The 12,129-nt window shown below is 57.3% G+C and carries 12 protein-coding genes; 3 read left to right on the top strand and 9 right to left on the bottom strand.

Annotated elements, in window-relative coordinates; translation table 11 throughout:
* Positions 1-212: 212 nt before the first annotated feature.
* Complete coding sequence (locus NW849_RS11990; protein WP_414357839.1) at positions 213-1,604, top strand: TldD/PmbA family protein; 1,392 nt, start codon at positions 213-215, stop codon at positions 1,602-1,604.
* 234 nt (positions 1,605-1,838) lie between these two features.
* Here NW849_RS11990 and NW849_RS11985 read toward each other — a convergent pair whose 3' ends face one another.
* The 9 genes from NW849_RS11985 to NW849_RS11945 form a co-directional block, all read right to left on the bottom strand.
* Positions 1,839-2,096, bottom strand: coding sequence for a CHRD domain-containing protein (locus NW849_RS11985; protein ID WP_414357840.1), 258 nt, complete (start codon positions 2,094-2,096; stop codon positions 1,839-1,841).
* Between the two features lie 380 nt (positions 2,097-2,476).
* Positions 2,477-2,935 (bottom strand): fasciclin domain-containing protein, encoded by a 459-nt coding sequence (locus tag NW849_RS11980; RefSeq protein WP_414357838.1) that lies wholly within the window; start codon positions 2,933-2,935, stop codon positions 2,477-2,479.
* Positions 2,936-3,016: 81 nt separating this feature from the next.
* Complete coding sequence (locus NW849_RS11975; RefSeq protein WP_414351925.1) at positions 3,017-4,327, bottom strand: CO2 hydration protein; 1,311 nt, start codon at positions 4,325-4,327, stop codon at positions 3,017-3,019.
* 55 nt (positions 4,328-4,382) lie between these two features.
* A complete protein-coding gene (locus tag NW849_RS11970; RefSeq protein ID WP_414357836.1) occupies positions 4,383-5,918 on the bottom strand; it encodes an NADH-quinone oxidoreductase subunit M in 1,536 nt (511 codons plus the stop codon).
* Between the two features lie 50 nt (positions 5,919-5,968).
* Positions 5,969-7,804: an NAD(P)H-quinone oxidoreductase subunit F gene (locus tag NW849_RS11965; protein ID WP_414357834.1), complete on the bottom strand. Its 1,836-nt coding sequence runs from the start codon at positions 7,802-7,804 to the stop codon at positions 5,969-5,971.
* 522 nt (positions 7,805-8,326) lie between these two features.
* Positions 8,327-9,283 (bottom strand): NAD(P)H-binding protein, encoded by a 957-nt coding sequence (locus NW849_RS11960; RefSeq protein ID WP_414357833.1) that lies wholly within the window; start codon positions 9,281-9,283, stop codon positions 8,327-8,329.
* Between the two features lie 144 nt (positions 9,284-9,427).
* The gene (locus NW849_RS11955; RefSeq protein ID WP_414357832.1) at positions 9,428-9,718 is read right to left on the bottom strand and encodes a 4a-hydroxytetrahydrobiopterin dehydratase; all 291 of its coding nucleotides are present in this window, start codon (positions 9,716-9,718) and stop codon (positions 9,428-9,430) included.
* 78 nt (positions 9,719-9,796) lie between these two features.
* Positions 9,797-10,315, bottom strand: coding sequence for a GNAT family N-acetyltransferase (locus tag NW849_RS11950; protein ID WP_414357831.1), 519 nt, complete (start codon positions 10,313-10,315; stop codon positions 9,797-9,799).
* 2 nt (positions 10,316-10,317) lie between these two features.
* The gene (locus NW849_RS11945) at positions 10,318-10,476 is read right to left on the bottom strand and encodes a hypothetical protein (protein WP_414357829.1); all 159 of its coding nucleotides are present in this window, start codon (positions 10,474-10,476) and stop codon (positions 10,318-10,320) included.
* A 243-nt stretch (positions 10,477-10,719) separates the two neighbouring features.
* On the opposite strand from NW849_RS11945, the gene NW849_RS11940 reads away from it, so the two are divergent.
* Together NW849_RS11940 and NW849_RS11935 are read left to right on the top strand one after the other, a co-directional pair.
* Positions 10,720-11,499 (top strand): cysteine hydrolase family protein, encoded by a 780-nt coding sequence (locus tag NW849_RS11940; RefSeq protein WP_414357827.1) that lies wholly within the window; start codon positions 10,720-10,722, stop codon positions 11,497-11,499.
* A gap of 45 nt (positions 11,500-11,544) precedes the next feature.
* Positions 11,545-12,009: a cupin domain-containing protein gene (locus NW849_RS11935; RefSeq protein WP_011434408.1), complete on the top strand. Its 465-nt coding sequence runs from the start codon at positions 11,545-11,547 to the stop codon at positions 12,007-12,009.
* Positions 12,010-12,129 lie beyond the last annotated feature (120 nt).

Genomic DNA, 12,129 nt, shown 5'->3' with positions numbered 1-12,129 from the left:
AACGCTGCTCAGGTGATCTCTCTCCTTGGGGCGACTGTAAACTCGCCTGAAATTCCGAAACTTAGCTGTCCTCTGGGTCAGCTAGGGATTGGGATAAAGCCCGCACCCTGCGCATAGCGCGGGTGCCGGGTAGTTTACTCGGCGTGGCAGCTCATCGACTTTCCAGGATCGGGCTATGCTGGACTGAGGACTACACCCATCTCCCTGTTGCTATGCGAGACCTTCTGCGCGACATCCTTCGGGACTGCTCTGGCTTTGTGGAACTGCGCTACCACAGCAAGGTGTTCCGCAGCGTCACTGCCGAGAAGGGCCGCCTTGAGCGCACCGCGGTTCGTCGCCGTTCCGGAGTGGGGGTGCGGGTGTTGGAGGCCGGCACTTGGGGCTTTGCTGCCACCGGGGATCCCTCGCCGGCTGCTATTCGGGAGGCCATCGCTGAGGCTCGCCGTGCTGCTCAAGCCAGTGCCGACTACCGCAAACAAAAGCTGGGATCCCTGCCCAGTGTGCGGCTGGCCCAAGGGGAGTTCTGCGAGCCCGGTGTGGAGGAGGTGTTGAACAAACCGCTGGAGGCGAAGATCCAGTTGGCTTTGGAAACCGAGGCGCAGGCCCGGCAGGCCTCTCGCCAAATTAGCTCCGCCAGTTGCACCTACAACGAGATCTACGAGGAAAAAGCCATCGTCACCACCGATGGGGCGGATGTGGCCTTTCGTCTGGTACGCCCCGAGCTGCGAGTTCAGGCGGTGGCCGAAGCTGCCGGCCAGCTCAGCAGTGGCTCCGAGGCCATTGGGGTAACAGGGGGATGGGATTGCCTGTTCCGCTCGCATCCCTTGCAGATGGCGGAAAAGGCGGCTGCTACCGCGGTTGATTTATTGTCCGCAGGCTACGCAGAAGGGGGATGGGCCACGGTTATTCTGTCGCCTTCCATCGTGGGGCTGTTGGTGCACGAGGCCATTGGCCACACGGTCGAGGCGGATTTTGTCCTGGCGGGTTCTGTGGCTGCCGGCAAGCTGGGGCAGCGGGTGGCCAGCGACTGGGTTACCCTCAAAGACTCCGGCCATTCGGAGTTTATGCCAGGGGCAGGGGGAACCCTTCCTGTGGACGACGAGGGCGTTCCTACCCAAAGCACCACCATCATCCAAAACGGCATTCTGGTCAGCTATCTCCACAACCGCGAAACTGCTGCCCACTTTGGCGTAGAGCCCACCGGCAATGCCCGCGCCTGGGAATATGCCGATGAGCCTTTGATCCGCATGCGCAACACCTTCATTGAACCCGGATCCCAAACGCTAGAGGAAATCATCGCCAGCACTCCCGATGGCTACTTCCTGGATGGGGCCAGGAACGGGCAGGCGGACTCCACGGGCGAGTTTATGTTTGGCGTGGAGCGGGCCTACCGCATTCGCGATGGCAAGCTGGCGGAGTTGCTGCGCGGTGTCACCATCACCGGCAATGCTTTTGAGGTGCTGCAATCGGTGGATGCCGTCTCGCGGGACTTCCTGTGGGACTTGGGATCCGGCCATTGCGGCAAGGGTCAACCGGCCAAGGTGGATGCAGGCGGCCCCTACATTCGCTGTCGGGCCATTGTAGGTGGGCAACAACCTGTGTAGTTATTCCCTTGGCGCTCCACAGCTAGCCCAGAGGTGAAGCCTACAGCTCGCTCTGTAAAGGGGACTGGCAGGCCAGCTCCAGGACTACCGAAAGCTGCTGGCCAGGAGCTACACAGAAACTCTGTCCTGCCGGCACGACTGACCGTGGGGGAGTTCACAGAACAGCCAATCCGTCCGCAAAAATTAGGGATCCCCTCACCTGCGGGGATCCCAGATGGGGTACTGGATCAAACCTTAGCGAGGGAAAACCACCTGGGCTCGCAACTCGCCCGGCGGGTTGGCCTGCGTGTGAATGTTGATGTAGTAAGCTCCGGCCAAAAAGCTGGAGACTTGCTCAGGGGTGAGGTTGGCTTCCAGTCGGAAATTCCCCGACTGATTGCCTGGATTCGGCAACATGTTCAAGACAAAGGCCACCGGCCCTGTGGCCTGGGCGAAAGATTGTCCTGGCTGCGGCTGAGCAATGTGAATATGTCCAGGGCCAAAGTTAGCAATGGGTAGAAGTGGGGTTGTGAGATTTGTAAAGCTTCCTTAACCGCTGAGAAACAAGACAGCAACCAGGCAAAAGCCGCAAAAAACCTCGAAAATTGAACGAGGCCGAAGGGAAAAACCGATCAACAACATGGAAAAAAGCTCCTCGGTCAGAGAACAGGCTAAATAAGGTACGTATCAGGCCAAGCTTCGGATTCATCTCTGGGTTTAAAAGACGGCGACATCACTGCTACCGAGAGACAAAAATCCCCACCCTGTGGGGGGCGGGGGATGGTGTAGACTGCACGCGGAGCAGAAATCTCTGACCGTACCTATAAAGTTGCGGAGAGGGGGAGAGGGTTCACCCAGGCACTTTCCCCAAGCTCGGTTCAGGATAGATCTGTCTATCCTCTGGCCGAGGCAGCCAAGGCGGAGTTCATGATCGGCCAGAACCAGTGGGGCCGCATCAGGATGACGGTGTCGATGACGTGGATGATGCCGTTATCGGCTTCGATGTCGGCTTGGATAACGGTGGCGTTATTGACCTCGAAAACGTCCCCTTCGATCAACAAGTCGATGGGAGATCCCTCTACCGAGCCCACACTTTGGTACTTGGCCAAATCTGCCTTTTTCAGGCGACCGGGCACCACGTGGTAACACAGGATGCGGGTCAGTTGGGGGATGTTTTGCACCAGAGTGGTGATGGTGCCAGGGGGCAGCTTGGCAAAAGCCGCATCGGTGGGGGCAAAAACGGTAAAGGGGCCGGGGCTTTTCAAAGTATCCACCAGGTTTGCCGCTTTAACGGCAGTTACCAAGGTGGAAAAGCCCTCAGCAGAGACGGCAATATCGACAATATCGGGCATGGCCGGGATCCTTTTGCTGTGAAGTTGTTGCTAACTGGATTGCTGCTCGAAAGGCTTTGGGATCATTAAAGTTGCCACGGGCTAGCGATAATTCTGATCCTGAATGTAGGCGAGGCGGGCTGCTTCCCGGATCCCATATTCCGGTCGGGTGAAGCGATTGAGTTGTCCCTCAAAATAACGGCGGTTCATCATCAAGTGCCGTGGATTTGGATCATCAAGGGGATACAAGAAAGCGGCCCTTCCCGCCTGAATCACGGCTGAGGTGACGTTGTACATGGAGCGCTGGAAGCTAACCCCCAATTGAATCAGCATGTCCTCTTCGCCGCGGCAATGCTTGCGATAATACTCCACCAAATACTGGGGCAAAAAGTGGTACATATCCTGGTGCAAGAGCGTGGGCGGGATCCCGGCGGTGCCCACCGGAAACTTATCGGCGTAGAGGATCCCGTAGTGAAAGTCCAACTGGTTGGTGGGAACTTCGTTGGCCTGGGCGTTGTAGGACTTAGTGCCGCGGAAAGGAGAGGTGCGATAAAACACGGCCTCTACATAGGGGAAGGCAGCCTCATATAGCCAGGTGAATCCTTTGGATTTGGGCACAATATCGTACCATTCTCCCCGAATACGCACGCGGTGGTAGATGGGTCGTCCGGCAATGGCGAAGATCCCGTTGACCAGAAAGTTCATCGCCTCCGGCACGCTGGTAATTTTGCCTTCGTCGTAGAGATCGCTCATCTCAAAAAAGACCGGAGCCATCACCTCCCAAAACAGGCCCAACACCGAGTACATGGTGGCCTGGCGGCACAGCTCCAAAAACATATCGGGGAAGAGCTTGTATAGCCCCATCAACAAGGGGTTGCCCTGGCAATAGGCGCGGATGGCGCGGTCGGCATTTTGCTTGTATTCTTCGGAATCCATGTAGGGATCCAGCAAGCCCCCCATATCCCGGTGCCAGAGCATGGCCCGCATACATTCTTCGGCAAATTCCATGTTGATGCGGTCATGCCAGAGGTGATGCAAAATCCTGGGCAGCTTGCGCTTCAGCTCCCCCTTTTCCATAAACTCCAGCAGCTCGGGATGGGCCGTAGCCTGGCCTCGCCAAATCCGCAAATCCGCGTTATCCCCCGCGTAGTGGTTGGCCAGCTTCAGATACTCTTCAGGAATGATGAACTTGAAAAAAGGCAAGGGATCCACAAACACCTGCTCGGCAATGTAGAGCAGATCCCGCCAGTAGAAATCCATTGGCACGGCATAGGCTTTGTAGAGGCCGATAATTTGCATCAGGTTTTCCGGCGTATCTGGCAGCATGGATCCCCCTGCCTCCAGGCGGTGGACTATATCCGCAAAAGGATGGGTAGAAGGGGGCAGCTTGCGGGCTGTGAGGGTTGTCGTCATGAGAAGTCTCCAACTCTTCAAAAGTTCTGGCTCCTTGAGGTCATTCCCTGGGATCTCAATTCCTGGAAGTTTCCCGCTTGCCTGGATCGGCTCCAGAGAGGGTGATGGGGGCAAGGTCACCGGCTGATGCCAAGATAAGCGTTTGGGCCTGAGCCACCTGGGTGGATAGGGTAAAGGCCAACGGTTGCGGCCATTTCACCAGGCTCATGGGCTGGATCCCAAACCAAACGATCAAGGCCGTCAAAATCAGCCCTGGGATCCGCTCCCAGCCATGCACGCGCGGGTAGTAGGCGGTGCGGTTGTCCAACCTGCCAAAGCAGGTGCGGTTCAGCAAAATCACAAAGTACACCGCCGTCAAGCCGGTGCCACAGATGCTGATCAAAGTGGGCAGAGGAAAATCTTGGTAGCTGCCCTGGAAGATCAAAAACTCCGCCACAAAGCCCACCAGGCCAGGGATCCCGGCGCTGGCCATCCCCCCCAAGATGAGCAGGGCGCTCACTGTGGGCAAGCCTCGCAAGGGGTTGAGCAGGCCGTTGAGCACATCCAGATCGCGGGTTCCCACTTTGCGCTCCACCAAGCCCACCAAATCGAACAGCAGCGCCAAGATGAGACCGTGAGAGACCATCTGCACCATCGCCCCGGTCAGGCTAATGGGGGTGGCTGCCGCCATGCCCAGCAAGATGTAGCCCATATGGCCGATGGAGCTGTAGGCCACCATGCGCTTGATGTCTTTTTGGGCGATGGCTGCCAAAGCCCCGGACAACACGGCAATGGCTCCCCACCAGGCTAGGATCCCGCCCAGGTCGGCCCAAGCTTGGGGAAACAACTGCAGCCCAAAGCGAAACAGACCGTACGTGCCTAACTTGGAGAGGATCCCTCCCAGAAGGATGGCCACTGGCGGCGACGACTCCCCGTATGCATCAGGCAACCAGGTGTGGAAGGGGATCAGCGGCATCTTAATGCCGAAAGCCACGATCAAGGCCAACAGCGTCAAGGTCTGGGCAACAGGGCTGAGAGAGGTGATGCGGATCTCCAGCAGCTCAAAGCTATGGGGATCCCCCAGCCAGTAGATGGCCAAAAAGGCCCCCAACAGAAAGATGGCGGAAACGGCGGTGTAAATCAAAAACTTGATGGCAGCATAATCCCGCTTGGGGCTGCCCCAAATGGAGATGAGCAGGTAGATCGGGATCAGCACCAGCTCGTAAAACAAGAAGAACAAAAGCAGGTTCTGGGCAACAAAAGCCCCGTTGACCGACCCGCTCATGAACAAAATGCAGCCGTATAAGAGGTTGGGCCGCTTCACCTCTGGCTCAGCTGTCAGCACCGCAATCAGCGTGAGCAGCCCATTCAAAGCCACCATCAGCAGGGAAAACCCGTCCAGGCCCAGGGAGTAGCTCAGCCCAATTGCCGGGATCCAATCCCACCGCTGCACCCACTGCAGCCCTTCCGCTTGCAGGTCAAAGTTGGCAAACAGCAGCAGCGAGATCCCCAGCAGGATCCCGGCCAAGGCCACCGCCAGCTTTCGCCCCCCCAAGCCTAAGAACAGGAGCAGGGATCCCAAGATCGGCAACACAATCAAGGCACTCAGCATGGTCTTTTCCCTCTTTATCTAAGGACTCCGTCCCGCTACCTTGCCCAAGCCTAGAGAATCAGCCAGCCCAGCAGGGCCACCCCCACCACAATCGTCAGCACGTAGGCTTGCAACTGGCCAGAGGTGGTGTATTTCAAAACCTGTCCACCCGCCAATACCGCCAAGCTGGTCAAATTTACCAAGCCGTCTACCACATAGCGGTCGAACAAGGCTGTAACCTCAGAGATGATGCGTACCGCAAACACCACACTGGCCCGGTAGAGCTTGGGGGTGTAGAAGTCGTTGGCCAACAAATCCTGCCAGTCGGCCAAGAAGGCCCAGTCCACCGGTCGTCGCTGCGGACGCAGATACAGCCAGGCTCCCAAGGCAATGCCTGTCAAGCTGGATCCCGTCATTACCCCAACAGGGATCCCTTCCAGAGCGGGAATCAGACCCAGCGTCGCCAGGATCATGGGCATGTGCAGCGCCACCCCCATCGTGACCGTCATGGGCAGCATCATCGGCCAATGCACCTCCGGCGAACGCTCGCTCATCTGCTGCGGCTTGCCCCCCCAAACAAGGCCAAATACCCGCGTTAGCCCCAGCGCCGTCACCGCATTGGTAACCAGCACGACTGCCGCCCACAACCCCTGCCCCGATTGCACCAACTGCTGCCACAGATCCGTCAGCACCCAAAAGGAACCGAAAGGCGGCAAAGCGATGATTCCAGCCATCCCGGTCAAGAAGCACAGCCCCGAGATAGGGCGCCGCGACCACAAGCCTCCTAGATAGCGCAGATCCTGGGTAATGCTGTTCCAGATCACCGTGCCCGGAGCCATCACCAACAGAGCCATGGCCGGAGCATAGGTCAGCAGCAACCCATAGGCTTGCTGGGGATGACCGGTGCCCACCGCCACAAAGATCAAGCCCATGTAGGCGCTCACCAGATAAGACAGGGCCCGCTTGGCGTCGATCTGGGCCAAAGCCACCAGGGATCCCCCCACCGCCGTCAAGCTGCCGATAGTCAGCATCACCTTCAGCACCGTTGGGGAAAGCTCATAGAGGGGTTGCAGGCGAATCAACACCCAGGCCCCCGTGCCCACCACCACTGCGTTCCGCAAAATCGAGGCCGGGATCGGCCCTTCCATCGCCTCATCCAGCCACAGGTGCAGAGGAAATTGGGCACACTTGCCTACGGGGCCGGCCAGCAACCCCAGCCCTACCAGGGCCAGCAGGGTGGGATCCACAGTGACAGATCCTGCCTGCACCGCCTCTGCCCAGGCCGCCAAATCCTCAAACTCCCAGGAGCCGGTCAGGGGATAGATGGCGATTACCCCCATCAAGAGCAACAGGTCGCCGATGCGCTTGGTTAAAAAAGCATCCCGCGCCCCTGTCACCACCAGCGACTGGTTAAACCAAAAGCCCACCAACAGGTAAGTGCCCAGGGTCAAAATCTCCAGGATCACGTAGCTGAAAAAGAGGGAGTCGCACAAAGCCAAGGCACACATCCCCCCCTCAAACAGGCCCAGCAGGGAGAAAAACCGCGCCCAGCCCCAGTCCATTTCCATGTAGCCAAAGCCGTAGATCTGGGCCACCAGGTTCAGCCCCGTCACCACAGCGCAGGCCCCCAGAGTTACCGATGACACCTGCAGCGGCAGCTCTAACATCAGATCCCCCACCTGTAGCCAGGGCAACCGAATGACCTGCGCCGGCTGATCCCAAATTGCCACCAGCGCCCCCACGCTGTGCAGGAAGGCCATCAACGTCAAGAGCGCATTCAGATAACCTGCCGGACGTGGTCCCGTGCGCCGGGTGATTCCTGGGGACCAGATCAGCGCTCCCGCCCACGCCACCAAAGCGTAGAGGGGAATCAGCCATGCAGTTGTGACCAGCCCGTTCAAGCTCATAATCCTCCTTCGGCCAGGGATCTTGGCCAAACTGGAACACTTGCTGAGATCCTGTAAAAAATCTTAAGCAGCATCTTAGCTGCAAATTAGGATAGATAAAAATTGAACTTTCCGATAAAAACTATAGACAAAAATCTATAGTTCAAGCAGGGGGAGCAGAATAACCTCTGTCGTTGTCACCCCCTCACTCTCTAAAGCGTAGATGGAAATGAACCCCTTGGGAACCTAAGGATTTGCGATTGTTTGGACACAGGGAATGATCAAGAAAACTGGGTTTAGCGCTCCGCACCGCCAAAGCGAAGGCCTACGGCCCGCTGTCGCGACAGAGCGGCTTTGTGTTATGGTACGGGTTGATCTCCGCCAACTTGAATATGGCGCAGTGTCAATAAAAAGTGTCTGGGAGTTCATCCCAGTAGTTGGGGCTATGGCATCCGCTAACGCAAACACGACCCCGTCCACCCCTTCTCCCAAGGTTGCTGCTCAAGCTGCTGTGAAATTGCCGAGAAGACTGAGAACAACGACTTAGAAGGGCGTCTTGACTTTGGGTTGCTTGACCTTTAGCTCGCGAAGCCGTTTCAACATCTTCTGGAAATACTCCGCCAGGTAATCCTCAAGCGAGGTCAGAGAGGCCAGTTCAATCCCCAAGGTTTCGCATACAGGCGTCATATCGGCGTGCATGGGTTCTTTGGCCGCGATCACCTCCACAAACGCCAGCCGGTCGGCAATGTTCCAGCTCCACTGAAAAAACTGCGCCACCTTGCGCGCCCCTCGCAGTAATCCCAGCGGCATGGTGCTGACTTTGGCCTTTTTGCCGGAGAGCTGCTCGCACAAGGCAATGACTTCTCGAGCCGTCCAAGCCTTGGGCCCCACCAAGGGAAAGATTTGCTGCTTGGCAGCTTCTACAGTGAGAGCTCGCACCGCAAACCGGGCAGCATCCAAGGTGTCCAGGTAGGCCGTCGGCACGCCCTCGCCGGTTACCCAGACGATTTGTTCTTCCAAGATGGGGATGGCGTACTGGCCAATCAACCCCTGCATAAAGCCCGCTGGACGAAAAATCGTGTAGGGCATCTGGGATCCAACCAAATACTTCTCAATGTGATGCTTGAAATTCATCAGGGGCACATTGGGATACTCGTGGTGAGCGCCCATGATGGAGAAAAAGATAAAATGCCCTACCTGGGCAGCCCGTGCCGCATTGATCAGGGCAACTTTGCCATCCCAGTCCACCTGACGGGCGCTGAGGGTATCGGTCACCCGCACCGTGGCACAGTCGATCACCGCCTCGATGCCTTCCATGGCGGAGTTGAGGGTGCTGGGCTGAAGCAGATTTCCCACCTTCAGGTGAGCGCCCCATTCACTTAAGAAAGCAGCCTTTGCCGGATTTCGCACCAGACAGGTGACTTGGTGTCCCTCTTCGATGGCTCGGCGTACCACTTGACGGCCCAGCGTTCCCGTCGCCCCCACAACCAGCACGTTCATAAAATTATCATTTCTTAACCTTAGGCTTAGTCTATCAGACCAGCGCAACTCCCGACACAACCTTAGAGGCAGCAACAAACCAATGGGGATCCCTTGCCAAACCGGCTCTGAAGGGATCCCTAGAGTTAGGTACTGAGAAAGCGTTCAGCCGGCCAGCTCGTTCATGCGTTGCGCCAAGGTGAAGTCCAATTCCGTAATGCCCCCGGCATCGTGGGTGGTGAGATCCACCCGCACGCGGTTGTAGACATTGCTCCATTCGGGGTGGTGCCCCATGCTTTCGGCCACCAAGGCCACACTGCTCATCCAGCCAAAGGCTTCGACAAAGGAACCAAACTGAAATTGGCGATGCAGCTTTCCCTCCCGCAAAGACCAGCCCGGCAGATTTTCCAGCTTGGCCTGGATCTCGGCTTCACTGAGTTTGACAGGTCTGGACATGGGCGTTCCCTCCGATCGATGCCATCGTTTTCATCACGCTTTCATCAAAGGAGCAACTGAGAGCGGATCCCGGCTTATTTACAAAACTTCATAACCTTTTGGTTCTGCCACGCCAGCGGCGCCGAGGGGTTTGTACAGCCAGTAGCCTTGCACGGAGAAATGGGCCCGCTTGTAGAAATTGAGGGCAGCCTGGTTATGGCGATAAACCTGCAGGGTAATGGCAGCTAGCTGCTGCTGGGATCCCCAGCGTTCCACCTGTTGCATCAAAGCTCTGCCCAGGCCCTGCCGGCGATGGGCGGGATCCACCCAGAGCAAAAAGACGTAGGCCACCCGCCGATGGGTGGCTTGATCGGTGGAGATGCCGGCCCAAACACAGCCCACCGGCTCTGCAGTTTCTTCTTTCAAGATCCACCAGCAAGGGGTGCGGGGTGGGTCGAAGAGGCGATCCAGCGTCTCTTCTAGGTGATCCCAGTTGCTTTGCTCTGGAAAAGATTCCTGCAACGTGGCCTGCAATCCTCGTCGCACCCAGGGCCGATCCCAGGCTGAACCAATGCGCCAACGGTAACCGGCGGGCAAAGGGATCCCTTGTTCAGCCATCCTCAGGCATTTGCAGAAAGGGCCACAGGCGTTGTTTCTTCTAGGGGGGCAGGCTGGGCCATATCCTCCGGCAGAAACGAGCGAATGCTCACCACCACCAGGGTAAACAGAAACACCAGCAGGATGAGAGCGGGAAAGATATATTGCCGCAGGATGCTCATGCTTCTACATAATCATTTCAAGTTTCTACAGCATAGCGTGCAGGGAGGGATCCCTGGGCACCTTTTCGGATCATCCTCATCTCAATCCCTATCAACTGACCCTGGGGGATCCCATGCGTTAATAAGGTGAGAAAGTGTAGCCTATGATTCCAAAGTGAGGTTGGCTGTGCATTAAGGTCGAGCGTAGTTGTGGGTCATCCGCCCCACCTGATCCCACTGCTGCGCGACGCGAGCGGAGAATCCATGAGCACTCCCAATCGCCCCTTGAAGACCCTTGGGATCCCTCCCAATGCCTGGGCTGTGAATGCCGAAATGGCCGACCTCACCCGTCCGCCCTTGGATCCCCGGCCCATCCTGCTGCCCACCTCCAGCAAAACCCTGCGCTTGGATCTGGCCAAAGCGGCGCTGCTGGTGATCGACATGCAAAACGACTTTTGTCATCCCGACGGTTGGCTGGCCAGCATCGGCGTCGATGTCACACCTGCACGGGCTCCCATCGGCCCTCTGAAAACCCTGTTGCCGCGCCTACGACAAGCTCAAGTGCCGATTGTGTGGGTGAACTGGGGGAATCGCCCCGACTTGCTCAACATCAGCGCCGGCTTGCAACATGTGTACAACCCCACCGGAGAAGGGGTGGGACTCGGGGATCCCTTGCCCAAGAACGGGTCTCTGGTTCTCACTCACGGCAGTTGGGGTGCGTCCGTAGTGGAGGAGTTGGAAGTCAAACCCGAGGATATCTGGGTGGACAAGTTCCGCATGAGCGGCTTTTGGGATACGCCTCTCGATAGCATTCTCAGAAACCTGGGGCGCACCACCCTCTTTTTTGCCGGCGTGAACATCGACCAGTGCGTCATGACCACGCTGCAAGATGCCAATTTCCTCGGCTACGACTGCATTTTGCTGGAAGACTGCGCCGCCACCACCTCTCCTGAATACTGTTTGCTAGCTACCCTCTACAACGTCAAGCAGTGCTTTGGCTTTGTCGCCTCCTCCTCAGATTTGCTCGCGGCTCTCCCCTGTTAGCACTTGCCCACTATTCACCCCTCATCTCTTGAGCGGAGGATCCGGATGCAAACGCTTTCCCGCTGCGTGATCCCAATTGTTAAAACCCCTGCCGATTATCAGGCTTTTCGCATCAGCCCCCACGATACCAATCGCCTGGCCATCGTGTTCGATCCTTCTCATGCTCAGATTTCTCTAACCTTTTGTGTGGAGATCTTCGATGAGGGAGGCAAAACCCCTCCAAATCGCCATCAAATGGCTGTGGAAATGTTTTTTGTTCTCAAGGGGGAAGGCCTGGCCATTTGCGATGGAAAAGCGGCCCCCATCAAAACTGGAGATAGCATTCTGGTACCGCCGACCGGTGTACATGAAATCCACAATACCGGCCCAGGCCGCCTCTACGCCCTCTGCTTCATGGTGCCCAACGAAGATTTTGCCGAGCTCATCCGCTCCGGCACTCCTGCGGACTTGGATGAGGAGGATTTGCAGGTGCTGTCGGGGGGCTGGAGAAGGGCATTTGCTGAGGCTTAGGCCTCAATGGCTCTGGGAGCTGTAGAGGTTGGAAGTCAGGGGTACTGATACATTCACGCTGAACTCTCCTGAACATGGTTCAGGAAAGAAGCGATCGCATCCTGCCTATCTCTGAGCAGG

This window comes from Synechococcus sp. R55.3 (assembly GCF_047461975.1).
In the GTDB taxonomy this organism is placed as follows: domain Bacteria; phylum Cyanobacteriota; class Cyanobacteriia; order Thermostichales; family Thermostichaceae; genus Thermostichus.
The sequence above is the reverse complement of the archived record's forward strand: the minus strand, read 5'-3'. Positions and strand labels throughout refer to the sequence as shown.

Coding starts and splice junctions, on each gene's coding strand:
- NW849_RS11950 (WP_414357831.1), bottom strand. CDS start 10,315: ATGGCTGAACAAGGGATCCCTTTGCCCGCCGGTTACCGTTGGCGCATT.
- NW849_RS11970 (WP_414357836.1), bottom strand. CDS start 5,918: ATGCTGAGTGCCTTGATTGTGTTGCCGATCTTGGGATCCCTGCTCCTG.
- NW849_RS11965 (WP_414357834.1), bottom strand. CDS start 7,804: ATGAGCTTGAACGGGCTGGTCACAACTGCATGGCTGATTCCCCTCTAC.
- NW849_RS11935 (WP_011434408.1), top strand. CDS start 11,545: ATGCAAACGCTTTCCCGCTGCGTGATCCCAATTGTTAAAACCCCTGCC.
- NW849_RS11955 (WP_414357832.1), bottom strand. CDS start 9,718: ATGTCCAGACCTGTCAAACTCAGTGAAGCCGAGATCCAGGCCAAGCTG.
- NW849_RS11960 (WP_414357833.1), bottom strand. CDS start 9,283: ATGAACGTGCTGGTTGTGGGGGCGACGGGAACGCTGGGCCGTCAAGTG.
- NW849_RS11980 (WP_414357838.1), bottom strand. CDS start 2,935: ATGCCCGATATTGTCGATATTGCCGTCTCTGCTGAGGGCTTTTCCACC.
- NW849_RS11945 (WP_414357829.1), bottom strand. CDS start 10,476: ATGAGCATCCTGCGGCAATATATCTTTCCCGCTCTCATCCTGCTGGTG.
- NW849_RS11990 (WP_414357839.1), top strand. CDS start 213: ATGCGAGACCTTCTGCGCGACATCCTTCGGGACTGCTCTGGCTTTGTG.
- NW849_RS11975 (WP_414351925.1), bottom strand. CDS start 4,327: ATGACGACAACCCTCACAGCCCGCAAGCTGCCCCCTTCTACCCATCCT.
- NW849_RS11940 (WP_414357827.1), top strand. CDS start 10,720: ATGAGCACTCCCAATCGCCCCTTGAAGACCCTTGGGATCCCTCCCAAT.